Origin of the sequence: Williamsia sp. DF01-3 (genome assembly GCF_023051145.1) — a bacterium.
In the GTDB taxonomy this organism is placed as follows: Bacteria; Actinomycetota; Actinomycetes; order Mycobacteriales; family Mycobacteriaceae; genus Williamsia.
The window spans coordinates 3,576,608-3,601,181 of sequence record NZ_JALKFS010000005.1; the positions used below are offsets into that span (position 1 = coordinate 3,576,608).

General features: G+C 65.6%; 18 protein-coding genes and 2 pseudogenes. 8 read left to right on the forward strand and 12 right to left on the reverse strand.

Going from position 1 to position 24,574, the window contains the following annotated elements; translation table 11 throughout:
• Window positions 1-147 precede the first annotated feature (147 nt).
• On the reverse strand, window positions 148-1,017 hold the full coding sequence (nadC, locus tag MVA47_RS18935) for a carboxylating nicotinate-nucleotide diphosphorylase (RefSeq protein ID WP_247209313.1): 870 nt from the start codon (window positions 1,015-1,017) through the stop codon (window positions 148-150).
• Window positions 1,014-2,033, reverse strand: coding sequence for a quinolinate synthase NadA (nadA, locus tag MVA47_RS18940; RefSeq protein ID WP_247209314.1), 1,020 nt, complete (start codon window positions 2,031-2,033; stop codon window positions 1,014-1,016). The genes nadC and nadA overlap by 4 nt, the downstream gene beginning before the upstream one ends.
• A gap of 192 nt (window positions 2,034-2,225) precedes the next feature.
• On the opposite strand from nadA, the gene MVA47_RS18945 reads away from it, so the two are divergent.
• A complete protein-coding gene (locus MVA47_RS18945; protein ID WP_062799442.1) occupies window positions 2,226-2,921 on the forward strand; it encodes an NUDIX domain-containing protein in 696 nt (231 codons plus the stop codon).
• A 30-nt stretch (window positions 2,922-2,951) separates the two neighbouring features.
• Here the strand turns inward: MVA47_RS18945 and MVA47_RS18950 are convergent, their stop codons facing one another.
• From MVA47_RS18950 to MVA47_RS18985, 8 genes and pseudogenes are all read right to left on the reverse strand, one after another.
• Entirely contained in the window at window positions 2,952-3,377 is a 426-nt protein-coding gene (locus tag MVA47_RS18950; protein WP_247209315.1) for a MarR family winged helix-turn-helix transcriptional regulator, read from the reverse strand.
• Window positions 3,377-4,867, reverse strand: a complete 1,491-nt coding sequence (locus MVA47_RS18955; protein ID WP_247209316.1) for an MFS transporter — start codon at window positions 4,865-4,867, stop codon at window positions 3,377-3,379. The genes MVA47_RS18950 and MVA47_RS18955 overlap by 1 nt, the downstream gene beginning before the upstream one ends.
• Window positions 4,868-4,918: 51 nt before the next feature.
• Window positions 4,919-5,515, reverse strand: a complete 597-nt coding sequence (locus MVA47_RS18960; RefSeq protein ID WP_247209317.1) for a DUF2567 domain-containing protein — start codon at window positions 5,513-5,515, stop codon at window positions 4,919-4,921.
• Window positions 5,512-5,748, reverse strand: coding sequence for a hypothetical protein (locus MVA47_RS18965; RefSeq protein WP_247209318.1), 237 nt, complete (start codon window positions 5,746-5,748; stop codon window positions 5,512-5,514). Before MVA47_RS18965 ends, MVA47_RS18960 begins: the two co-directional genes overlap by 4 nt.
• Window positions 5,749-5,777: 29 nt before the next feature.
• On the reverse strand, window positions 5,778-6,791 hold the full coding sequence (gene bioB, locus MVA47_RS18970; protein WP_247209319.1) for a biotin synthase BioB: 1,014 nt from the start codon (window positions 6,789-6,791) through the stop codon (window positions 5,778-5,780).
• Between the two features lie 60 nt (window positions 6,792-6,851).
• On the reverse strand, window positions 6,852-7,541 hold the full coding sequence (gene bioD / locus MVA47_RS18975) for a dethiobiotin synthase (protein WP_247209320.1): 690 nt from the start codon (window positions 7,539-7,541) through the stop codon (window positions 6,852-6,854).
• Window positions 7,542-7,544: 3 nt separating this feature from the next.
• Window positions 7,545-8,708, reverse strand: coding sequence for an 8-amino-7-oxononanoate synthase (locus MVA47_RS18980; RefSeq protein ID WP_247209321.1), 1,164 nt, complete (start codon window positions 8,706-8,708; stop codon window positions 7,545-7,547).
• Window positions 8,709-8,722: 14 nt separating this feature from the next.
• Window positions 8,723-10,028, reverse strand: a pseudogene (locus MVA47_RS18985) (adenosylmethionine--8-amino-7-oxononanoate transaminase).
• Window positions 10,029-10,210: 182 nt separating this feature from the next.
• Here MVA47_RS18985 and MVA47_RS18990 point away from each other — a divergent pair.
• From MVA47_RS18990 to MVA47_RS19010, 5 genes and pseudogenes are all read left to right on the forward strand, one after another.
• Window positions 10,211-12,439, forward strand: coding sequence for an acyltransferase family protein (locus tag MVA47_RS18990; RefSeq protein ID WP_247209322.1), 2,229 nt, complete (start codon window positions 10,211-10,213; stop codon window positions 12,437-12,439).
• 234 nt (window positions 12,440-12,673) lie between these two features.
• Window positions 12,674-15,072 (forward strand): annotated as a pseudogene (gene glgX / locus MVA47_RS18995) (glycogen debranching protein GlgX).
• A gap of 70 nt (window positions 15,073-15,142) precedes the next feature.
• Window positions 15,143-17,461 (forward strand): malto-oligosyltrehalose synthase, encoded by a 2,319-nt coding sequence (gene treY / locus MVA47_RS19000; RefSeq protein ID WP_247209323.1) that lies wholly within the window; start codon window positions 15,143-15,145, stop codon window positions 17,459-17,461.
• Between the two features lie 57 nt (window positions 17,462-17,518).
• A complete protein-coding gene (gene xylB, locus MVA47_RS19005) occupies window positions 17,519-18,916 on the forward strand; it encodes a xylulokinase (RefSeq protein ID WP_247209324.1) in 1,398 nt (465 codons plus the stop codon).
• 251 nt (window positions 18,917-19,167) lie between these two features.
• Window positions 19,168-19,539 (forward strand): VOC family protein, encoded by a 372-nt coding sequence (locus MVA47_RS19010; RefSeq protein WP_247209325.1) that lies wholly within the window; start codon window positions 19,168-19,170, stop codon window positions 19,537-19,539.
• A gap of 16 nt (window positions 19,540-19,555) precedes the next feature.
• Here the strand turns inward: MVA47_RS19010 and MVA47_RS19015 are convergent, their stop codons facing one another.
• Window positions 19,556-21,046, reverse strand: coding sequence for a mannitol dehydrogenase family protein (locus MVA47_RS19015; RefSeq protein ID WP_247209326.1), 1,491 nt, complete (start codon window positions 21,044-21,046; stop codon window positions 19,556-19,558).
• Entirely contained in the window at window positions 21,043-22,092 is a 1,050-nt protein-coding gene (locus MVA47_RS19020; protein WP_247209327.1) for an NAD(P)-dependent alcohol dehydrogenase, read from the reverse strand. Before MVA47_RS19020 ends, MVA47_RS19015 begins: the two co-directional genes overlap by 4 nt.
• A 109-nt stretch (window positions 22,093-22,201) precedes the next feature.
• Here MVA47_RS19020 and MVA47_RS19025 point away from each other — a divergent pair, with 109 nt between their 5' ends.
• Together MVA47_RS19025 and MVA47_RS19030 are read left to right on the forward strand one after the other, a co-directional pair.
• Window positions 22,202-23,194 carry a sugar-binding transcriptional regulator gene (locus MVA47_RS19025; protein WP_247209328.1) on the forward strand — a complete coding sequence of 331 codons (993 nt, stop codon included), beginning with the start codon at window positions 22,202-22,204 and terminating at the stop codon, window positions 23,192-23,194.
• Window positions 23,194-24,573, forward strand: a complete 1,380-nt coding sequence (locus MVA47_RS19030; protein ID WP_247209329.1) for a sugar ABC transporter substrate-binding protein — start codon at window positions 23,194-23,196, stop codon at window positions 24,571-24,573. The genes MVA47_RS19025 and MVA47_RS19030 overlap by 1 nt, the downstream gene beginning before the upstream one ends.
• Window position 24,574: the final 1 nt, after the last annotated feature.

Below are 24,574 nucleotides of genomic sequence, written 5' to 3' on the forward strand. Positions count from 1 at the left end.
AATGAATGGCGTCGAGCGCCGTATTCAATCGTACAGACGCATATGTCCCCGACCCTGTTCGCCGAGTCACCGTGAACGCAGGCCTTGCGTTGACGTGCAGGAGTTGCAGAACCTGCGGACGGACACAAATCCGGCCGTTGCGGAGAACTAGTCGCCGACCCAATCGAACCCGAGGTCGAGTGCGATGACCGAGTGGGTCAACGCTCCGACAGCGAGGTAGTCGACACCGGTTCGGGCGTAGTCCTCGGCGACATCAAGACTCAGACCACCTGACGACTCGAGTTTGGTCTTCGGCGACCGCGAGTTCCTGCGCTGCACCGCCATCTGGGTCTGCCACAACGGGAAGTTGTCCAGCAGAACAAGCTCCGCCTCCAGGCCCAGCGCTTCGTCGAGCTGTTCGAGCGAGTCCACCTCGACCTCACACGGCAGGTCCGGCGACGCGGCACGCACCGCCTGCAGGGCGGCCGTGACAGAACCCGCCGCGGCCACGTGGTTGTCCTTGATCAGGGCAGCGTCGCCCAAGCCCATCCGGTGGTTCTCTCCCCCGCCACACCGCACCGCGTATTTCTGGAGTGATCGCATGCCGGGCAGCGTCTTTCGGGAATCACGGACCTTGGCGCCGGTCCCTTCGAGTTCGGCGACCCACTGCGCGGTGGCGGTGGCGATCCCCGACAGATGACACAGGAGGTTCAACGCAGTGCGTTCGGCGACAAGCAGTCCGCCGACCGGGCCCCGCAACGTCGCGACGACCGTGCCCGGTTCGACCACCGCGCCGTCATCGAGGCGGTCGAGCACCTCGTATGCGCCGGAGCCGATCACCGCATCGAACACCTGTAGTGCAACGTCGAGGCCGGCGAGAACACCGGATTGCCGGCTCCCGAGGGCCACGGTCGCAACTGCTCCCTCGGGAACCGTTGCGGCCGTGGTGACGTCGGGTCCGTAGCGCAGATCCTCGTCCAGTGCGGTCGCGATCAGTGCGGCGACCTCAGCGGTGCCGGCGGGGTTGCCCGCCGTCACTCCCCCGACCCCGGATTGCCGATCTCGATCATCCGCTGCACGCTCAGCCGGGCGCGCTCCGCGGTGGCTGCGTCGACGTGCACCTCGTCCTTGCCCTCGGTGAGGCAACGCAGCAGCGCGGCCGGGGTGATCATCTTCATGTACGGGCATGACGCGCGGTCGTTGACTGCCTGGAAGTCGACGTCGGGAGCGGCCTTGCGCAGCTGGTGCAGCATACCGACCTCGGTGGCCACCAGCACCTGTGTTGCGCCGGTGGCGCGAGCGGCGTCGAGCATCCCACCGGTAGAGAGGATCTTGACCTTGTCTTCCGGCACGAAGCCCTCGCCCGCGAGGTAGAGAGCCGAAGTGGCGCAACCACATTCGGGGTGCACGTACAACTCGGCGTCCGGGTGGGTCCGGGACTTCTCCGTCAGCTCATCACCGTTGATACCGGCGTGCACGTGGCACTCGCCGGCCCAGATCTGCATGTTCTTCCGGCCGGTCACCCGCTTGACGTGGGCTCCCAGGAACTGGTCGGGGAGGAAGAGCACCTCACGGTCGGGGTCGATGGAGTTGACCACATCGACGGCGTTCGACGACGTGCAGCAGATGTCGGTGAGACCCTTCACCTCTGCCGTCGTGTTGACGTAAGAGACGACCACCGCATCCGGGTAGTCAGCCTTCCAGGCTCGCAGGTCCTCGGCGGTAATCGAGTCCGCGAGCGAACATCCGGCCCGCTCGTCCGGGATGAGCACCCGCTTGTCGGGGCTGAGGATCTTGGCCGTCTCCGCCATGAAGTGCACGCCGCAGAAGATAATCTCGTCGGTCTCGGCCTCGGCCGCGATGCGCGACAGCGCGAGGGAGTCGCCCACGTGGTCGGCGACGTCCTGGATGGCAGGCAACTGATAGTTGTGGGCCAGCAAGGTCGCGTTGCGTGCCTTGGCCAGGCGCTTGATCTCGGCGAACCATTCGGGCGTGGGGTCGACTCCGGTGTAGAGAGGTGCGGTAGAGCCGATCGGGAGTTCCGTGGTGGTCATGTCCAACCACCTCCTGTTCGTGGCGCCGACCTACGGTGGCCGGCCTGGGATACTGGGCTGGGGTTTTCGACTGCAGATCGAAAACCTCGACCCGATCGTAGCACTCGCCCGCCACGGGCCACCGAAAGGCCGCATCCACGACCCCCTCGACATGGTCAAACAGGGCACCGGAGACCCACTACACTCGCAGCTATGCCTGCGCCGAGCGTCTTCCATGAAGTGCTCTGCGCCGTGTTCCAGGTGCGCGAATCGGGTGACTCCGACGCTCCCCAACTCTCGGTCTTGCTGTGGCAGCGGGCGTTCGACCCGCAGGCCGGATCGTGGTCGCTGCCCGGCGGCGGCCTTCGCGCCGACGAAGACCTCAAGACCTCGGCGCTTCGGCAGTTGGCCGAGAAGGTCGACGTGCGCGAAGTCGCCCACCTCGAGCAACTGTCCGTGTTCTCCGACCCCAAACGGATGCCCGGACCGCGCGTCATCGCGTCCTCATATCTCGGTATGGTGCCGTCCGACTCACAGCCGAATCTGCCACCCGACACCCGGTGGCACCCGGTCTCGCAACTACCGGAGATCAGTTTTGACCACAGCCAGATCGTCGAACGGGCACGATCGAGACTGGCTGCGAAGTTGTCGTACACCAACATCGCGTTTGCACTTGCGCCCGCCGAGTTCTCGATGTCGGCACTGAGCGACATCTACTGCGCCGCGCTCGGCTACCCGGTGGACTCGACCAATCTGCTGCGCATCTTGTCCCGCCGCGGCGTGATCACCGCAACCGGAACAGTCGGGCGGACCGGCCCATCGGGTGGGCGGCCACCGGCGCTCTACCGTTTTGCCGACAAACAACTGCGCATCACCGACGAGTTCGCGACGCTTCGCCCGCCGCCCTGACCCGCCGGCCCTAAACCCGCCGTGGAGGCGCTACCCGGTCCGCGTGTGTTCGGCCAGTTTTGTCAGGAGAACTGCGAGGGAAGCGACCTCGTCGTCGCTGAGCGCGTCGAAAGGTACGGGCGCCGGATCCTCGACCGCTCGTGCCGCATCCAGCATCTCGCGTCCCGCCTCGGTCAGCGACACCAACTTGGTGCGCCGGTTGGCCGGGTCCGTTCGACGATCCACCAGCCCCCGCTGCTCCAGCTCTGTCACGGCCACCGTGGCGGCAGGTGCATCCACCGTGGCCGCCGACGCCAGCTGCTTCATGGTGAGCGGACCCCCGTCGAGCCGGCTCAGCATTCGGAATCGACTAAATGGCAACCCCGTTTGGTCGATCACCGCGCGGCGCCACGTCTCGCGGTTGCTGTGCACCAACGACGTCATCGTGCGCCACACCTCGTCACGCAGATCCCCCATCACCGGCTCCTGCCGCCGGTGGGGGTGTGATGCGTCGGCTGGACGATCGGCTTCTCGTCCGACTCGGCGAACAGGTCGGCAACCCGCGACGTCGTGCGCGCCGACGCCTCCGTGGTGGAGAAGATCCCCAATGCCGCGATGGTGAGGGCGAGTCCCACCGTCACCCACCACAGCGGAGCCATCGCGGAGACGGACACCGGCGACTCGGGCCCTGCCGCGATCACCGATCCGGCAATGGTCCCCGACAGCGCCACCCCCACACTGATCCCGAGTTGGCGGCTCGTCGATGCGATCGCCGACGCGGCACCTGCGCGTTCGCGTGGCATACCGCTGACGGCAGCCGTGGTGATCGGGGCGTTCACCGTTCCGAAACCGACCCCGAACATGCCGAAGACGATGAGCATCTGCCAGTTGGGGGTGTTCGGTCCCAACTGGGTGAGCAGGCTCGACGCCAGGGCGAGCATGACACCCGCGAACACCAGGGATGGGCGCGTTCCATAGCGGCCCACCAGACGGCCGGACAACGGCGAGCAGATGGTGGTGCCGATCGCGATCGGCAGGAACATCAGACCTGTCTCGACCGGGGAGTAGCCGCGGATCCCCTGGAGGTAGATCGACATCATGAACAGGAATGCGCCATAGGCGGCGAAGGCGCAGATGCCGGTGACGGTGGCCGCCGAGAACGGGATGCTGCGGAAGAACCGTAGTTCGATGAACGGGTCGGTCCGGCGCAGTTCGTAGGCGCAGAAACCGCCGAATGCGACGATCGCCACCACAAAGATCCCGATCGTCCGCCAATCGGTCCAGCCCATGCCGGGGCCCTCGATCAACCCGATGACAACACCAGCCATGAACGTGATCGCCAGGCCTTGTCCGATGGGGTCGAGTCCGCGAACGCGTTGCGACTTCGATTCGGGCACAACAACAATGGTGGCGATGACCGCGATCAGGCAGATCGGGAGGTTGATCAGGAACACCGACTGCCAACTGAACAGATCGATGAGCACGCCGCCCACGATCGGTCCGAGCGCCATCGAGACCCCGACCACCGCACCCCAGACGCCGACCGCCCGAGCACGTTCGACCCGGCCGGAGAACGTCTGGGTGATGATGGACATGGCCACCGGGTTGAGCATCGAACCGCCCACCCCTTGGAGGAATCTGGCGGCGATGAGGACCTCGACGCTGGGTGCCAGGCTGCACAGAAGCGAGCCCAGAGCGAACATCGTCAGGCCGATCTGGAACACCCGCCGCCGCCCGAATCGGTCCGCGGTGGTTCCGGCGAGCATCAGCAAACTGGCCAACACCAGGGTGTAGACATCGATCACCCACTGCAATTCGGTGGGCGTGGCTTCGAAGTCACTCCTGATCGACGGGATCGCGACGTTGACGATGGTCGCGTCCATCGAGACGATCAGCAGGCTGAGACAGCAGGTCGCGAGAATCGCCACCTTGCGATTGCGGCTGAGAACCTCAACTGGTTTGGTCACGAAACTATTGTGAAACTACAACTGTTTCCGCGCAAGTGCCTGTGCAGCACGTCACTCTCGGTGCGATGCACTCGCTGCGACGGGAGCATCCTCGTCGTTCGCCGACTCACGAGGTTCGCCGCGTTCGAGGGCGACCAGCAAGATGGTGGTGACCAGCGCGGTCAGAGGCGCGATCACCAGCAGGGCCCACGAGAATCCGACCCCGCCGGAGATGTCGAGCTGGGCGCCGACGATGCGCAGGCTGGGCGGCTGGGTGAACTCCTGCCCTACCGCCACCCCATCTCGACCCGAAAAGCGCAGACGCGCAATGGCATCGCCCACCCATACCGCCCCGACACCGGCCGTGATCGTCGACAGGGTCAACACCACCACGCCCAACGGACCACGGAGCAGCGGAGATACCCAGAGCACCACGGCAAGCACCACACCGGCGGCCAGTGCCACACAGAAGAAGATCGCCAGGGCGGAGAACTCGGTGCCGGCGTCGCCGGTGGCCACCGCCCTGCCCGATTCGATCACCCGACCGTCGATGCCCGGGGTGAGCAGTCCCCAGATCACGCCCCATGCGATAGCGACCAACACAATCCCCGCCACGACCACAGCGGCCGCCGATGCAGAAGGCGACAACGCCCGGCGCGAACCGGTCAACGCTGTGCCAGCTCCACCGAGTCGACCGTGCCGTGTCGTGAGCAGCGCGCCGACCATCCGTCAGGACGGACCTGAACGACCATCCGGCGCCCACACTGGCCGCAATATCGTGGCGGTTCCAGGCCCAACTGCGCGGCCTTGGGCACCGAGTCCGGGTGCTCGACCTCCAACCGCACGCCGGTGTACACCCCGAAGGTGAGAGGCGCGGCCAGCGGCGCGGGGATGTCGGTCATCGTCGGAGCGTTTCTTGAGGTGCGAACTGTCAGATCGAGTCGTTGAGGGCCTTGATCGGCATCTGGAGCTCTTCGAGCAGATCCAGATCGGTCTCGGCCGGACGGCCGAGGGTGGTGAGGTAGTTACCGACGATGACCGCGTTGATCCCGCCGAGGATGCCCTGCTTGGCGCCGAGGTCACCGAGGGTGATCTCGCGGCCACCGGCGAACCGCAGGATGGTGCGCGGCAGCGCCAGGCGGAAGGCGGCCACAGCTTTGAGCGCTTCTGCCGCCGGCAGCACCTCCAGGTCGCCGAACGGGGTGCCCGGACGTGGGTTGAGGAAGTTCAGTGGAACCTCGTCGGGATCGAGCGAGGCCAGGTCTGCTGCGAACTCGGCGCGCTGCTCGAGCGTCTCGCCCATGCCGAGGATGCCGCCGCAGCAGACCTCCATGCCGGCGTCGCGGATCATGCGCAGGGTGCCCCAACGCTCTTCCCAGGTGTGGGTGGTGACCACGTTCGGGAAGTGCGAACGGGCGGTCTCGAGGTTGTGGTTGTAGCGGTGTACACCCATCGCCTTGAGTTCGTCGACCTGTTCTTGGGTCAACATGCCCAGGCTGCAGGCGATCTGGATGTCGACCTCGGCGCGGATCGCTTCGATGCCGGCAGCAACCTGCGTCATCAGGCGCTTGTCGGGACCACGTACGGCCGCCACGATGCAGAACTCGGTGGCGCCGGACTTGGCGGTCTGCTTGGCGGCCTCCACCAGAGCCGGGATGTCGATCCACGCGCTGCGCACCGGTGATGCGAACAAGCCGGACTGCGAGCAGAAATGGCAGTCCTCGGGGCAACCGCCGGTCTTGAGCGAGATGATGCCCTCGACCTCGACCTCCGGCCCGCAGTGCTTCATCCGCACGTCGTGCGCGAGCTGCAGGAGATCGGTCAATTGTTCGTCGGGCAGCTGCAGGATCTGCAGTGTCTGCTCTTTGTCGAGCCCTTCACCGCGTTCCAACACCTGCTCACGCGCGACGTCAAGAATGTCTGTGCGTACTGGTGCCTGGGTCACGTGGGGCCTCCCTCTTGTCATGAATGTTGCGGTCTCAGTGTGCCCTATCACCGTGGCCGGTCAGTTTGGGGTGGGACACATGGCACTCAGCCAATCGCGATCGAACCATCCAACTGCCTGCGACACGAAGGCCTGCCGGTCTAAAGTACCCGCCCCGGCGGGCACTTTCCCGACGATGGGCACGCCGGTGACCTGCGGCAAGTCCTCGAGATTGGACCGTTCGGCAAGATCCGGCTCGACGGGCCAGGACCCAATCACCACCCCGGCACACTCGAGACCCGCCCCGGTGATCGCGCGGACGGTGAGCTCGGTGTGGTTCAGACTGCCCAATCCCGGTGCAGCGACCACGAGTACACGAGCACCGATGGCCGCGGCGACATCGAGGATGGTCAGATCGGCAGCCAGCCGGACCAGCACACCGCCGGCGCCCTCGACAAGGACAACGTCTGATCCGGCCAGACCGTCCACTGCCGCGACGATGTCGGACAACTGCACCGACTGGGCGCCTTCGTTACGGGCGGCACGCTCGGGGGCCAGTGGATCCCGGAAACGGGCACCTTCCGCCGTTGTCCTGACGCCGGCGAGACGCACCACTTCGTCGATGTCGCCGGGATCGTCCGGACCGACCCCGGTCTGGGCGGGTTTGCACACGGCGACGTCGAGGCCACGAGCCATCACCGCCGCGGCGAGGGCCGCAGTGGTGATGGTCTTTCCCACTTCGGTGGACGTACCGGTGATGACCAGGTTCACGGATCAGAGCCCGTTCAGCACGGAGGTCACCACGCCGGCCACCGTGCGGATGTCGTCGTCGGTGAGGTCGGCGCGCACGGTGAGACGCAGGCGAGAAGTTCCAGGCGGTACCGACGGCGGCCGGAAACAGCCGACCAGCACACCCTGTTCGCGACACCGTTGCGCCGCCAGCAGAGCCTGAGCCGGATCGCCCACGATGATCGAGACGACGGCAGCCTCTGGCGGTTCGCCGCCACACAAGTGCGCCAGCAGTGCCGCGTTCGCCCGTACCCGTTCGGACAGAGTCGGTTCGTCGCGGAGCACCGCGAGGGCGGCCTGGGCGGCTCCCGCCGCGGCCGGCGCCAGCCCGGTGTCGAAGATGAAGCTACGCGCCCGGTCGATGAGGTGGTCGCGGACCGCCTCTGTACCGAGCACCACTCCCCCTTGTGCGCCAAGGGATTTCGAGAGCACTGTGGTGGTCACCAGATCAGGGGCGCCGGCCAGACCCGCCTCGTCCAGCACTCCGCGCCCGCCGGAGCCACGGACGCCCAACGCGTGCGCCTCGTCCACCAGCAGGATCGCTCCGTGCTCGCGGGCGGCGGCGTACAACTCGGCAACCGGCGCGATCTGGCCGTCGATCGAGTAGACCGAATCGGTGACGATCATGGCCCGCTGTTCGCTGCGTTCGGCGAGCTCTTGCCTGACGGCCTCGTGGTCGCCACGATCCACCACCACCACTCGTGCGCGCGAGAGCCGGCAGCCATCGATCAGCGATGCGTGGGCGCCACCGTCGCTGATGATCACGTCCCCGCGGCCCATCAGAGCGGCCACCGCCCCGACGTTGCCGAGATATCCGGACGAGAAGACCAGCGCCGCCGGGTAACCGAGGAACGCGGCCAGATCCCGCTCCAGCGCCTCGTGCAGGGAGGTGGTGCCGGTGACCAGGCGCGACGACGTGGAGCCCGCACCCCAGGTGTCGAGCGCGGCGTGTGCGCCGGCCAGGACCCGGGGATCGCAGGACAGACCGAGATAGTCGTTGGACGCCAGATTGATCAGCGCATCGTCGGCCACGCGGGGGACCAACGTGCGGTGCAGCCCGGCGGCCTCACGGACGTCGGCAGCCTCGGCCAGCCAGTCCAGGGCGCTGTCCGAATCGGTGTTTCTGTCGGTCGGGGCAAGTGGTTTCACTGACGAACAGAGTCTCACAGCGCTTCGGCTGCGGCGGGCGAGGGTTGAGCCGTGCAGGCACGGACCGCAGCCGACACCCCACCGATCAGAACGTCGAGGTCGTCGTCGGTACACACATACGGAGGCATCGTGTAGATGTTGTCGCGGAACGGCCGTAGCCACACCCCCGCCGACACCGCGGCGTCCGTCGCCGCAGCCATGTCGACGGGGTGGTCGAGTTGCACCACCCCGATGGCGCCCTGCACCCGAACGTCACGGACACCAGGGAGGTCGGCGAGAGGGCCGAGTCCTTCCCGTAGTCGATCGGCGATGTGGGCGACCCGATCGCGCCACCCGGACGCGAGTAGCAGTTCGGTGGATGCCACGGCCACCGCACACGTGAGCGGATTCGCCATGAATGTGGGCCCGTGTGCCAGTACCCCCACATCGGACTGCGAGATCGTGTCGGCGATGTCGCGGGTACACAACGCTGCTGCCATGGACAGATAGCCACCGGTGAGCGCTTTGCCGATGCACATGATGTCCGGGGACACGCCGGCGTGGTCGGCGGCGAACAACTCTCCGGTGCGGCCGAACCCCGTGGCGATCTCGTCGAAGATGAGGAGCACTCCCTGCTCATCACAGATCCGGCGCAGCTCGCCGAGATAACGGGGATCGTGAAATCGCATCCCCCGGCACCTTGGACCACCGGTTCGACGATCACGGCGGCGAGTTCACCGCGATGCTCGGACACGAGGTGTTCGAGCTCTGTGACGTACTCCACGCTGAACTCGGACGGCGGTGCCGATGCGAACACCTGACTGGTGAGCACGTCGGTCCACAGCGAGTGCATCCCCCTTCGGGGTCACAGACGCTCATAGGGGTGAAGGTGTCGCCGTGGTAGCCCCCGCGCCACGTCAGCAGGCGGGTGCGGCCGGCTTCGCCCCGCGCCCGCCAGTACTGCAGGGCCATCTTGACCGCGACCTCGACCGACACCGATCCGGAGTCGCAGAAGAACACGGTCTGCAACGGATCAGGGGTTATCTGGACGAGCAGCTCGGCCAGCCTGGCTGCAGGTTCGTGGGTGAGGCCACCGAACATCACATGCGCCATCGAGTCGAGCTGGGTGCGTGCCGCAGCGTCGAGCACCGGGTTCCGATAGCCGTGGATCGCGGCCCACCACGAACTCATGCCGTCGACGACCGTGGTCCCGTCCGCGAAGGTCAGGCGGACACCCGACGCCGAGCGGACGACGCGGGGAACGGGGGCCGGATGGGGCATGGTCCCGTACGGATGCCAGATCATCTTCGAGTCGATCCGGGTGATCTGTTCTTCCGCCATGGGAGGCCGATTGATCTGAGATTCGGGCAATGTGGGCACCTACCCACCCTAATGAGCGCGCCGCGGCGTTCCAGGCCGGGGATTCTAAGGTGCAACAGGTAGATTACGTGCCGGAACCGCCCACCCCGCTGCTGTGACGACACCGATTTCAGCGCCACCGAACAAGTGAGACTAGAGAGCAGTTGACAGCCGCACCCAGCGTTGAGAAGAGGCCACCGGCGGTACCCGCCGACACGGTCCCCAGTTACCGCACCGACCTCGATGGTCTGCGGGGCCTGGCCATCGTCTTGGTGGCGTGCTTCCACATCTGGTTCGGGCGGGTGTCCGGCGGTGTCGACGTGTTCCTCACCCTGTCGGGGTACTTCTTCGTCGGCTCGCTGCTGCGGCACGTCATCGTCAGCGCACAGAACGAACAGGCCGGACTCTGGCCCGCGATCAACCCGGTCAAACGACTGACCCGGCTCGGCAGGCGACTGCTGCCCGCGCTGGTCGCGATCCTGGTCGTCATCAGCCTCGGTACGTTGCTCATCTTCCCCGAGACCCGCTGGCGGGCGACGGGCCAAGAGGTCATCGCGAGCCTGTTCTACTACCAGAACTGGCATCTGGCGTTCAATTCGCAGGACTACACAGCGGCCAGTTCGGCGAACAGTCCTTTGCAGCATCTGTGGTCGATGTCGGTACAAGGCCAGTTCTTCGTGCTGACCATGCTCACCGCCCTGGCGGTCGCCGGGATCATCACGGTGCTGGTGCGTGCCGGAGTGCGCAAGCTGGCCGACCCCACGGTCATCCGCATCCTGATCGGTGTATCGCTCCTCGGGGTGGCCGCCGTGTCGTTCTACTGGGCGCACATGCGGATGGACGTCAATCAGCAGTTCAACTACTACGACACCATCTCCCGCGTGTGGGAGCCTCTCGCCGGCGGTCTACTCGCCGTCTGGATGCCGAAATGGCGGGTTCCCAACGTCATCCGCAACATCGTCGCCGTCGCCGCCCTGGGACTGATCATCACTTGCGGCTGGTGGATCGTGGGTGTCGAGCAGTATCCCGGACCGTGGGCGCTGGTTCCGGTGCTGTCGACGCTCGCCATCATCTGGTCGGGTGCGACCGCGCTGCAGCACGGCCCGAAGTCGGGACAACCGGTCGTCAATCACGCACTGTCCGCCCGACAGATGGTGTGGCTTGGGTCGATCTCCTATTCCCTCTACCTGTGGCACTGGCCGCTGCTGATCTTCTACCTGACGTGGCGTGACAAGAACCATACGTCGATCGTCGAGGGAACCGTTCTCATCGCGGTGTCCATCGCGATGGCGTGGCTGACCAAGCGGTACATCGAAGAGCCATTGCGAGCGCCCCGGTCGGTGTCGATCCACAAAGAGGATCCGCCGCACAAGGGCACCCCGACGCGTCACCACCACCCGACGCACGCAGCCACGGTGAATCCGTGGCGAGCCAAGCTCCTGGACTACACCACCGTGGTGACCAGCGTGCTGATCGTGAGCGCGGTGGTGATGACGGTCGGTTTCAAGGCCTGGGACTACCACGTCACCCACATGACGGTGGACACCACCAAGCTCGATCCCCGTGTCTATCCCGGTGCCCGGGCGCTCCTCGACAACGCCCCGGTCCCCCACGTCGACCCCCAGCCATCTGCACTACAGGTCGTCAACGACCTGCCGGTGACCTCGTTCAACGGACACATCAGCGACTTCGACGACACCGGGGTGCACGTCGGGGTGTATGGCGATCCGTTGGCCACCAAGACGATTGCGCTGGCAGGTGGCTCGCACGCGGAATACTGGATCACGGCGCTCGACATCATCGGCAAACAGAACCACTTCAAGGTGAAGACCTATCTGAAGATGGGCTGTCCGCTGTCCACCGAGCTGGTGCCGAAGCAACGCGGAGTTCCCTATCCGCAGTGTCATGACTGGGTGCAGAAGGTGGTCCCGCAGATCATCGCCGACAAGCCGGATGCACTGTTCACCAACACAACCCGGCCCCGCGACGACGGGCCCGGCGACTGGGTGCCCGGCGACTACCTGCCGATCTTCGACCAGTTCGCCCAGGCGAACATCCCCATCCTCGGGATACGCGACAGCTCGTGGCCCCACAACGCCGACGGACCGATCAACACCCCGGACTGCCTGGCCAACACCCGCGACAGCGACAACTGCGACACCGCGCGTTCCGCCTCCTTCGCGCCGACGAACCCCACGCTCGACATCGTGGCGGACCACCCGAACGTCTTGCCGCTCGACCTGACGGACGGCATGTGCAACGACACGACCTGCCCTGCCGTGGTCGGGAACATCACCGTCTACCACGACTGGCATCACCTGAGCGCGACCTATGTGCGCAGTCTCACAGCCGAACTGCAACGTCAGATGCAAGCCGCGCTGCCCTGGACCTGAACCACCCTCTACTCTTCCGGTGATCTGGTGCGATGGCTCCGCACTGACAGTGCCGCGGGCCTCCGCGAACAGTAGGGTCATCAACATGAAAATGCGAGGGTGCCCATGACATCAACCCCCGGAAGCGACGCGTCGTCCGCCAGAACCGTGGACGATTCGACCGGCTCTGACGACGTCGCGGTGGCCGTCCACGGCACCACCGCCGACGCCACAGGCAGCGTGGTCGAGGAGCTGATGGTGTGGCCGGGTACTGCATATCCCCTCGGCGCGACGTTCGACGGAGCGGGTACCAACTTCTCGCTCTTCTCCGAAGTGGCCACCGCCGTGGACCTGTGCCTGATCGGTCCTGACGGGTCTGAGACACGGGTGCCCCTCGAAGAGGTCGATGGCTACGTCTGGCACGCCTACCTGCCGTCGATATCGCCCGGGCAGCTCTACGGCTATCGGGTCCACGGACCCTATGACCCTCGCCAGGGCCATCGCTGCGACCCCTCCAAGCTGCTGGTCGATCCGTACGGCAAGGCATTCCACGGCGAGTTCGACGGCGACGCTTCCCTGTACTCGTACCCGATCGTGCTGGAGGAACACCCGCAGGAACAGGTGTCGACCGAGCCCACGGCCGACACGAACGGTGGCAACGACCCGAGTACCCAGCCCGACACCGACACCGACACGCAGGCTTCGCTCGATGCCGGTTCGGAGAACGGCGCCACCGCAGGGTCAGACCAGCTCACAGACTCGTCCGCCGACATCGAAACCGACTCGGACGCAACCACTCCCGAGCTCTCGGTTGACGACGCCGACGGTGGCTCGGCAGCACCCGCACAGGAGCCCACGCCCCGACCGCGATCAGAATCGACGCCCGATTCCCTGTTCGGCGAACCTCCCAGGCTCGACTCGCTGGGACACACCATGACGTCGGTGGTGATCAACCCGTTCTTCGACTGGCAGCACGATCGGTCTCCCAATCGCCCGTACTACGAGACCATCATCTACGAAGCCCACGTCAAGGGCATGACGGCAACGCATCCCGAAGTGCCCGAACAGCTCCGCGGAACCTACGCCGGCCTCGCCCACCCGGCGATCATCGACCACCTCACGGCACTGGGCGTCACGGCCATCGAACTGATGCCCGTGCATCAGTTCCTCCAGGACCAGACGCTGCTCGATCAGGGTCTGCGAAATTACTGGGGGTACAACAGCTTCGGCTTCATGGCACCCCACGCCGACTACGCGGCCAACCAGCGGGCGGCGGCGCGGTCCCGGAGTTCAAAGCGATGGTGCGGGCATTCCACGAGGCCGGGATCGAGGTGATCCTCGATGTGGTCTACAACCACACCGCCGAGGGCAACCATCGCGGTCCGAGCATCGCCTTCCGCGGTATCGACAACGCGGCGTATTACCGACTCGTCGACGGCGAACCCTGGCACTACATGGACTACACGGGTACCGGAAACAGTCTGAACGTGCGCCATCCGCACACGCTGCAGCTGATCATGGACTCGCTCCGGTACTGGGTGCTCGAGATGCACGTCGACGGTTTCCGGTTCGACCTCGCCTCGACGCTCGCCCGCGAGCTGCACGACGTCGACAAGTTGTCGGCCTTCTTCGATCTGGTGCAACAGGATCCGGTGGTCAGCCAGGTGAAGTTGATCGCCGAGCCATGGGATGTGGGCGAGGGCGGCTACCAGGTGGGCAACTTCCCGGGACTGTGGACCGAGTGGAACGGGCAATACCGAGACACGGTGCGTGACTACTGGCGCGGCGAGCCCGCGACGCTCGGAGAGTTCGCATCGCGCCTGACCGGCTCGTCCGATCTTTACGAGGCAACCGGGCGCCGCCCCAGCGCCAGTATCAACTTCGTGACGGCGCACGACGGCTTCACCCTGCGAGACCTGGTGTCCTACAACGAGAAACACAACGAGGCAAACGGCGAGGACAACCGGGACGGGGAAAGCCACAACCGTTCGTGGAACTGTGGTGTAGAAGGTCCCACCGATGACCCCGACATCGAACGTCTTCGTGCGCGCCAGCAGCGCAACATCTTGGCGACCCTGATGCTGAGCCAGGGCACCCCGATGATCGCCCACGGCGACGAGATCGGCCGCACCCAGAACGGCAACAACAACGTCTACTGCCAGGACGGCCCGATCGCGTGGATGGATTGGGAACTGGCGGAGAAGAACTCGGATCTGCTCGAGTTCACCCGACGGGTCATCGCCTTGCGCTCGTCACATCCGGTGTTCCGCAGGCGCCGATTTTTCGCCGGGCGCCCGATCCGTTCCGGCAACCAGGCACGTGACATCGCCTGGCTCACACCCAGCGGCGAGGAGATGACCGAGGAGGACTGGGACAGCGGTTTCGGCAAATCGCTGGCCGTCTTCCTGAACGGATCCGGCATCAACGAGAAGGACGTCCGCGGACGGCTCGTTGTCGACGACGATTTCTTGATGTGTTTCAACGCGCACTACGAACCGATCGTCTTCCGGGTACCGACCGATTTCTACGCCAACGAGTGGACCGGCGAGCTCGACACCGCCCACCCGACCGGCTCGAGCACGGTCAACGCGAAAGCCGGCAGCGCACTGTTGGTTAGGGAACGGTCGTTGTTGGTACTCCGCAAAGTGAATTGATCTTCGATCTTGTGCCAACGCCTTGGCCGGACACCGATACCGGCCTGGCTCGACAACCGCTGGAGTACCCATGATCCTGCCGCTGACGGCCACCTACCGGCTTCAGCTGCACGGCGAGTTCACCTTCGCCGACGCAATTGAACAGCTCGACCACATCGAAGGACTGGGCGTCAGCCATCTGTACCTGTCGCCGATCCAAACCGCCCAAGAGGGGTCGATGCACGGGTACGACTGGGTTCCGCCGCCCGCGGTCGCCGAGTCGATCGGTGGGATCGATGGATTGCGGGAACTTCGGTCGGCTGCAGCCGACCGCGGCATCGGTGTGATCGTCGACATCGTCCCCAATCACACCGGTGTCGAGGACCCGCGGCAGAACCCGTGGTGGTGGGACGTGTTGCGCAACGGCCGGACGTCCGAGTACGCCGACTACTTCGACATCGACTGGTCGGCGGACAACGGGGCCGACGGCAAGATCGCATTGCCGGTTCTCGGGTCCGCCGACGACGTGGCATCGCTCGAGGTGGACACAAGTGGGGACGAGCCAGAACTCTCGTTCTACGAACACCGGTTTCCGCTCGCTCCCGGCACCGAGTCCGGCCAGTCCGCCCAAGAGGTCCATGACCGGCAGCATTACCGGCTGGTGCCGTGGAACATCGGCGTCATCGGCTATCGCCGCTTCTTCTCCGTCAATGGTCTGGCGGGGTTGCGGCAAGAAGACCCCGCCGTCTACGCGGCCACCCACGACCTGATCCGTCAGCTCGTCGCCGAAGACCTCGTGGACGGTCTTCGCGTCGACCACCCGGACGGTCTGGCGGACCCCCAGGACTACCTGCAGCGGCTGCGTGCGGACATCGGACCGGACCGGATCCTGTTGATCGAGAAGATCCTTGCCCATGACGAACCCCTGGATCCGAGCCTCCCGGTCGACGGCACCACCGGCTACGAGACGATGCGTTCGGTGGGCGCGGTGCTCATCGACCCGACCGGCGAATCGGCTCTCGGTCAGCTGCATCAGAAGTACACCGGTGATCGCGGCGACAAGCTGTGGCTGCACGCCGCGGAACGACAGCTCAAGCTGTCGATCCTCGACGAGACCTTCCCTGCCGAACGGGCCCGCCTACGACGGGCGATCACCGCGACGGCCCGCGACCGCGAGGTCTTCTCGGACGACGACATCGATTCGGCGATCGGTGCGGTGATCGCGGGTCTGGGCGTCTATCGCGCCGACTACCCGATACTCGCCGGAACTCTGGATTCGGTCATCGCGAGTGAGCGAGAACGGTTGCCGGCCCTGGCAACTGCTTTCGAATTGCTCGCATCGGCAGTGGCCTCCGACGACGAATCGCGCAGCCGACTCGCCCAGGTGTGCGGCGCCGTCACCGCCAAGAGCGTCGAGGACTGCCTGTTCTACCGGACCGCACGGCTGGTCAGCCTGCAGGAGGTCGGCGGCGACCCGGCGGCGTTCAGTGAATCGATCAATGACTTCCACGCCGCCAACGTGACCCGGGCGCAGAGCTGGCCGCGCGCACTGACCTCATTGTCGACGCATGACACCAAGCGGAGTGAGGACGTCAGGGCACGCATCGGCATCTTGTCCCAGATCCCGCAGAGGTGGACCGACTTCGTCGACCGCTCGGAGTCCCGCAACCCCGCGCCCGCCGGGGTCACCGGACTTTTCTTGCGTCAGAACCTGTTCGGGATATGGCCGGTCGACGGCGTGATCACCGGGGCCCTGCGTACCCGTTTCCACGAGTACACCACGAAGGCGATCCGCGAAGGCGGGGTGGGCACCACGTGGACCGACGTGAACGAACAGTTCGAGACAGCAGTACATGCCTGGATCGATGCTTCGTTCGACGGCCCGTGTGCGCCCGAGTACACCCAGCTCGTACAGGAGATGCTGCCCCACATCGAATCCGACGCTCTGGTGCAGAAGGCGCTGGCGTCGTTGATGCCCGGAATCCCGGACGTCTATCAGGGCACCGAGTGGTTCGACGATTCCCTCGTCGACCCGGACAATCGCCGGGCGGTGGACTACACGCGCGACGGCGAACACCCGAAGGCCCGTGTGGTGCGGGCGGCCTTGACCCTGCGCCGGCGCCGGCCGGAGGTGTTCGTCCAAGGTGGGTACGAGCCGCTGTCGGGCACCGGTCCGGCCGCCGATCATCTGGTGGCCTTCGGTCGCACCTCGACGGCCGGGGTGATCGAAGTGATTGTCGCGGCAGCTCGCTGGACCGTCGGCCTCGACGCCGAGCAGTGGGCCCAGACCCATCTCGACCTCCCCGCCGGTACGTGGCGGGAGCAGATCACCGGGACTGACGTCGACGGTAATGTGACGCTGTCAGGGCTGGCCACGCCGGTCGGCATTTTCGAGCGTGTGAGGGAGTGACCAGCGTCCTGGTTGCGGGCTTCACCAACGCGAGCGCGCACTGAGGAGTTGGACACCATGTTGGTCGCAGGAATCGATTCGTCGACCCAATCCAGCAAGGTGGTGGTGTGCGACGTAGCCGACGGCCGCGTCGTGCGCTCGGGTAGCGCGCCACACCCGACGGGCACCGAGGTGCACCCAGATCAATGGTGGCAGGCCCTCGGGTCGGCGATCGAAGCTGCCGGGGGGCTCGACGACGTCGCAGCGGTATCCGTCGGAGCGCAGCAACACGGCATGGTGTGTCTCGATGAATCCGGTGAGGTGGTGCGAGATGCGCTGCTGTGGAACGACACCCGGTCCGGTCCCGCCGCCGACGAACTTGTCGCCGACGTCGGCGGGCCGCAGCAGTGGGTGGACGAGGTGGGAGTGGTCCCGGTCGCGGCGATCACCGCCACCAAGCTGCGCTGGCTCGCCGACAACGAACCCGCCAACGCCGATCGCACCGCTGCGGTGTGTCTCCCCCACGACTGGCTCAGCTGGAAGCTCACCGGCAGCACCGACCTCACCGATCTGTGGACCGATCGCAGCGACGCCAGTGGCACAGGCTATTTCAGCGCAGCAGCCGATGAGTACCAGCCTCGTTTGCTGGAGTTGGCGATGAGAGGCCGGGCGCCGATGGTGCCCCGGATCGTCGGCCCAGCACAGAACGGTGGCGCCATGCGGTCGGGCGCGGGCATCGGTGCGGGCGCCGGCGACAACGCGGCGGCGGCGCTGGCGCTCGGCGCCGTCCCCGGCGACTGCATCGTGTCACTCGGCACCTCTGGAGTTGTCAGCGCGGTCAGTGACAGTGCTCCGGCCGACTACGCCGGACTGGTTGCCGGTTTCGCCGACGCCACGGGCCGGCATTTGCCTTTGGTGTGCACTCTGAACGGGGCCCCCGTGCTGGCGGCCGTGGCCAAGATGCTCGACGTCGACTTCGACACGTTGTCCGACCTTGCCCTGTCTGCGCCTGCGGGCGCCGACGGGCTGTCGCTGGTCCCGTACTTCGAGGGGGAACGCTCCCCCAACCTGCCGCGCACGCGCGGAGCCTTGCACGGCATGACCGGACGAAACCTGAACAGCGCCAACATCGCCCGGGCGGGCGTCGAAGGTCTACTGTGTTCCCTCCAGTACTGCGCCGACCGGATCCGCGACCAAGGCATCGAGATCAACCGGATCATCCTCGTCGGTGGCGGCGCACGCTCTGCGGCCATCCGGGAGCTGGCCCCGGCAATCTTCGCCCGCCCCGTCGTGGTCCCGGAACCGGGCGAATACGTGGCGCTCGGCGCCGCTCGTCAGGCCGCCTGGTCGCTGGACCCCACGTCTGAACCACCTCGCTGGTCAGCGGCCGACGAACGTGTCTACGAGGCCGATCCGACGCCTCATGTCGTCGAGCAGTACCACGAGGCATCCGGACTGACTGTCGGCCGGAACTGACCGCGCACCCACCGCGACACCGACATCGTCCCCGTCAGTGTGTGCCGAGGGCATGGTGCCCTCGGCTACCTGTCACGCGACCGATGTCGGCGCTGCCGCTTCGGTGAGCCGGTCGAGTTCGCTGTCAGGGGTGTTCGTCACCGGGCCAAACGATAGGGATCTCAACGCAGCTTGAAGTCAAGACTGGGGCTCCTTGCCCTCCCAGGCCGTTCGCCCCACACTGTCACCACAACACAGCCGAAGGAGTGCCCATGAAACCCACCGGTGTCACAGCGAACCTGTCGGTGCCCGACATCACCGCTGCGCGCGACTTCTACTCCGACTACCTCGGCCTCGGTATCGAGGCTTTCAACTTGGGCTGGGTGGCCAACTTCCAGTCCGCAGACGGCAGGGCGGTGATCCAGCTCGTCACCGAGGATGCGACCTCGCCCGTCGATTCGGTGATCTCGGTGCATGTGGGCGACCAGGTGGAAGAGGCCTATGCCGAAGCACAACGACGCGGGTTCGAGATCGTCCATCCGTTGACCACGGAACCGTGGGGCGTTCGCAGGTTCTTCGTCCGGGCACCCGACGGCAACGTCATCAACATCGTCAGCCACGACGACGACGCGGCAGCCGAATGAATCGAGCCAGGCTCCGTCAGGCCCCTCGGGCGCCGCTGTTGTCCACCAGTAGTTGCTTCAACGTCTCCCGAGCGCCGTTGCGGCGCAACGACTCCAACGTCCACAGGTAGGGGCGCACAAATCGGTTCTTGTCGGCGAGGTCACCGAACAGCTCACGATTCTGCACAAACGCCAACGGCTCGTTGCGGCTCCGGACCGCGAGGGGGACCAACGAATCCGCCAGCGGGTCGACCACGTCGATCGGTTCACCCGCTTCGTCCACCCCTTCTGCGTAGCGGGTCCAGCTGGCCACCACCGCCGCAGCCAACACCACGTCACCACCGGCATCGAGCTGCTGACGGATAACAGGCAACAACCACTTCGGTATCCGGTCCGACGAGTATTGGCAGAGGCGCGCGATGGTGTCGGCGATCGACGGGTTGGAGAACCTCTCGATCAACGTATCGATGTACGCATCCACATCCACACCGGGCAGGGGTAACAGCGTGTGCCGGGCCTCGTTGTTCATGTAGCCCAGCAGAAGACGGCGGATCAACGGATCCTGCGCTGCGTCGTGCACAAACCGGTAGCCCATCAGATGCCCGAAGTAACACAGGGTTTGATGGCCGGCGTTCAGCAGCCGGAGCTTCATCAGTTCGTACGGTCCCACGTCGGCGACCACCTGCACACCGACCGACTCGAGTCGAGGACGGCCAGCCGAGAACGAGTCCTCGAGAACCCACTGGGTGAAAGGTTCGGCGACCACGGGCCACCGGTCCGTGATGCCGGTGCGCGCCTGCACCTCATCGCCGAGTTCGGGTGGCGTGGCCGGGGTGATCCGGTCGACCATCGAGTTCGGGAAAGCTGTGTTGTCGCTGATCCACTCGGCCAGACCGGGGTCCTTGCTGCACGCAAAGGCGATGAAGGTCTTGCGTGCGATGTCCCCGTTGCCCTCGATGTTGTCGCACGACATCACCGTGAACGAGGGGTGCCCGGCGTCGCGACGACGACCGAGGGCCTCGACGACGAGGCCGAACGTCGTCGAAGGAACAGCACCCGGCTGGAGATCGGCCTGGATCGCCGGGTTGGTCAGATCGAATTCCCCTGTCGCGGCGGAGAAGTTGTATCCGCCCTCGGTAATCGTGAGCGACACGATTCGGGTGACCGGGTCGGCGAGTTTGTCGATCACCGCTGCCGGGTCGTCGGGTGCGAACAGATACTCGGCGATGGAGCCGACAACCGAGGTCTGCATGGTCCCGTCGGGATGCTTGAGAGTCAACGTATAAAGCCCATCTTGCGGTACCAGCGCATCCCGCATGTGCACATCACCCGGTAGCACTCCTACGCCGCAGATCGCCCAATCCCGCGAGGCCGGATCCGACGTCAGTAACGCGTCGACGTACATGGCCTGATGAGCACGGTGAAACCCGCCGACACCGAAATGCACGATGCCGCAGCCCAGTTGGGCCCGATCGTACTCGGGTTTCGGCACCACGAGATCGGCCAGACTTGCGTTGTCCAGTTTCACGATGCCCCCGCCCCTGCCGATCCACCGAGCCGGCCCGGGTAGACAACAGCTTTGATACTCCCCGGTTGCCGATCGGCGTCAAGGGCCTCGGCCACCTCGGACAAACCGAAGCGCCCGGTGACCATCGAGTCGAGATCTACTTTGCCCGAGGTGACCAACTCGCGCGCGATCGGCCAGGTGTTGGCGTACCGGAACACCCCTGTCACAACGAGTTCCCGATTCTGGACAAGCGAGATGGGAAACGCCATCGTCGAGTTCGCACTCATGCCCACCAGGACCACGCGGCCACCGGGTCGGACGGCTGCGATGCCGGATGAGATCGCCGATTCCGCACCCGATGCGTCGATGAAGGAGTCGACGCCGATCGTGGTGTCCAGCTCATCCGGGGTGAGCACCTCCGTTGCCCCGAATCCGGCCGCGACCGCGAGTCGCGTGCGGTTCACGTCGGTCACCACGATGCGGGTGGCACCCGCCGCCCGCGCCACCTGGACACAGAGCAGACCGACCGGACCCGCACCGGTGATCAACACGCCGTCACCGACCCCGACCTCCGCCTTACGGCAAGCAGCGATCGCCACCGACAGTGGTTCGAACAACGCGGCCGCCTCATCGCTCACCGAGTCGGGCACAGGGTGGGCAAACGCCGACCCGATGGTCACGAACTCGGCGAGTGCGCCGTCCACCGGTGGAGTTGCGTAGAACCGCATGTGCGGCGACAGGTTGTACTGTCCGCGTCGTGTCGGCTCGTCGTCGGGGTCCGGTCGTTGGGGTTCGATGGACACCCGCTCCCCGATCCGCGACTCCGGCACTCCGCTGCCGACCGCCACGATCCGCCCGGCGGCTTCATGTCCCAGCACCAACGGCGACGACACGACGAAGTCACCGATCCGTCCATGTCGGTAGTAGTGGGTGTCGGATCCACACACCCCTACCGCGCTCACCTGGACCAACACGTCCCCGGGGTCGGGCGACGGGACCTCTCGCTGCTCGATGGTCAGACTGCCGGGTGCGGTCAGGACGCTCGCGGTCATGGTGGCTGGAGTCATTCGCCGGTCCTTTGAGGGTGTTGCGTGGGTCACATTCTGGATGTTAGCTTACTGAGCATATGCACGACCAGTGAGCATTTGCTCACACCCATCTCGATGAGGAGGACGCGTGAACGCGTCACCGCTGGAGCCCACCGCCGACACCGGGCAAGACCTGCGCCTACTTGTTCGTGCGGCCACGATGTATCACCTCGAAGGGCTCACCCAGGCGGAGGTCGCCGCACGGTTGGGCCTCTCCCGCCCCACCGCCGGCCGACTCATCGCCAGGGCACGCGCGCAGGGCCTGGTGCGTGTGGTCATCGACGCACCCCCGCATCTGGCCGATTCCATCCACACCGACGAGGAGCGCGAACTCGAGGTTGCGTTCGGACTCAAAGAGGCCCTGATCATCGACCAGCTCGCCGACGGGACGCAGACCGGTGACTCCGCGCTCGGACGCGCAGGGGCGTCGGTTCTCATCCGGAGACTCGAGCCGAACAGCACACTCGGCTTCACATGGGGGCCGGAAACGGTCGCCGTGGCCGACTCGATCACTCCCCGCTCTGCCGGCTGCCGGCGGGTGGTGCAGATGGATGGCTCCATGACATCAGTCGAGTACCACACCGGCGTTGATCACGCACTGTCCCGATTCGCCGAACGCCTGGGCGCACAACCACTTCGGCTTGTTGCCCCGCTCTACGCCGATCCCGACACCGTGAAGGCGCTGCAGCGGGACTCCATCCTGTCGCAGTCGTTCAAAGCCGCCGAAGAAGCCGATGTGATGGTGTTCGGTGTCGGGTCGGTCACCACGTCCACCACCCTCTTCGAAGGGGCGTACATCGACGCCGCCATTCTCGACGAGTTGACCGGACTCGGGGCGGTCGGCGAGATCGGCGGGCGGTTCTATGACAAGGACGGGGTCACGGTCGAATCGTCGCTCGTCGACCGCACGGTCTCCGTTCCACTCGAGGCCGTCCGTTCCTGCCCCACCGCCATGCTCATCTCCGGTGGAACCCACCGCCGGGAGTCGATCCTGGGTGCCCTCCGAGGTGGCCTCGCCACCACAGTGATCACCGATCTGGGCACTGCGCACTGGCTCATCACGCAAGAGAAAGGTCAATGATGACTGACTCGACGAAGCCGAGAACACGGGCGAGATGGCGCAGAGCCCTTGCGCCCCTTGCCCTCGCGGGAACCGTTGCGCTGACGGCCTCCGCCTGCAGCGGCGCCGGATCTTTCACGGACGGCGGCGGTGAGGCAGTCACCATCGCGTTGGTCTCCAACTCTCAGATGCAAGATGCGATCGCATTGTCTCCCCAGTTCGAGAAGGAGAACCCCGGCGTCAAGCTCAAGTTCGTCACGTTGTCCGAGAACGAGGCACGCGCCAAGATCACCGCCTCGGTGGCAACCGGCGGCGGCGAGTTCGACGTGGTGATGATCAGCAACTACGAGACGGCGACCTGGGCCGAGAACGGGTGGCTCGTCAATCTCACCCCGTACATGGTCTCCAGCCCCGGCTACGACCAGGACGACTTCATCCCGACCCTCCGCGAGGCACTGTCCTACGAGGGCAACATGTACTCGGCACCGTTCTACGGTGAGTCCTCGTTCCTCATGTACAACAAGCAGATGCTCGCGGACGCGGGTATCAACATGCCCGCGGAGCCGACATGGCCCGAGGTCCAGAAGGCCGCCAAGACCCTCAACAAGGGCGACGTGTCGGGAATCTGCTTGCGCGGCAAGCCGGGATGGGGTGAGACCCTGGCACCGCTGGACACCGTGATCAACGCCTTCGGCGGACGTTGGTTCGACGAGGACTGGAATGCTCAGCTCGACAGTCCGCAGGTCAGAGAAGCAGTCGAGTTCTATGTCGACACCGTCCGTCAATATGGCGAACCCGGTGCTGCCTCAACAGGTTTCCAGGAATGTGCCAACTTGATGTCGCAGGGGCAGGTTGCGATGTGGTACGACGCGACCTCCGCGGTCTCGGTGCTCGAGAGCCCGGACGACAGCAATATCGCGGGCAATGTCGGGTACGCCATGGCTCCCAGCATGGCCAAGGGCGGCAACGGCTGGCTGTACGCCTGGTCGCTCGGTATCCCCGAGAGCAGCAAGAAGAAGGACGACGCCTGGAAGTTCATCGAATGGATGACCAGCAAGGACTACATCAAGATGGTGGCCGAGCAGCTCGGCGCGGCCAGCGTCCCGCCCGGCAGCCGGCTCTCCACTTATGAGCTGCCGGCGTACAAGGAGATCTCGGGCGCCTTCGCCGAACCGACCCTCAGATCGATGCAGGCCGCCGATCAGAACAAACCGACAGTGGACCCGGTGCCCTACACCGGAATCCAGTTCCTCGCCATCCCCGAGTTCCAAGACTTCGGCACCCGGGTGAGCCAGCAGATCAGCGCAGCAATCGCCGGACAGATCTCTGTCGACGAAGCGCTCGAACAGTCCCAGAAGTACGCCGAGGTAGTCGGCGAGTCCTACAAGAAGGAGCAGTGAG

Excerpts from the sequence above, each read along its gene's own strand:
- xylB (WP_247209324.1), top strand. The coding sequence starts at position 17,519 with ATGTTGGTCGCAGGAATCGATTCGTCGACCCAATCCAGCAAGGTGGTG.
- nadA (WP_247209314.1), bottom strand. The coding sequence starts at position 2,033 with ATGACCACCACGGAACTCCCGATCGGCTCTACCGCACCTCTCTACACC.
- MVA47_RS19020 (WP_247209327.1), bottom strand. The coding sequence starts at position 22,092 with ATGACTCCAGCCACCATGACCGCGAGCGTCCTGACCGCACCCGGCAGT.
- MVA47_RS18945 (WP_062799442.1), top strand. The coding sequence starts at position 2,226 with ATGCCTGCGCCGAGCGTCTTCCATGAAGTGCTCTGCGCCGTGTTCCAG.
- MVA47_RS18965 (WP_247209318.1), bottom strand. The coding sequence starts at position 5,748 with ATGACCGACATCCCCGCGCCGCTGGCCGCGCCTCTCACCTTCGGGGTG.
- MVA47_RS19010 (WP_247209325.1), top strand. The coding sequence starts at position 19,168 with ATGAAACCCACCGGTGTCACAGCGAACCTGTCGGTGCCCGACATCACC.
- treY (WP_247209323.1), top strand. The coding sequence starts at position 15,143 with ATGATCCTGCCGCTGACGGCCACCTACCGGCTTCAGCTGCACGGCGAG.
- MVA47_RS19030 (WP_247209329.1), top strand. The coding sequence starts at position 23,194 with ATGACTGACTCGACGAAGCCGAGAACACGGGCGAGATGGCGCAGAGCC.
- MVA47_RS18950 (WP_247209315.1), bottom strand. The coding sequence starts at position 3,377 with ATGGGGGATCTGCGTGACGAGGTGTGGCGCACGATGACGTCGTTGGTG.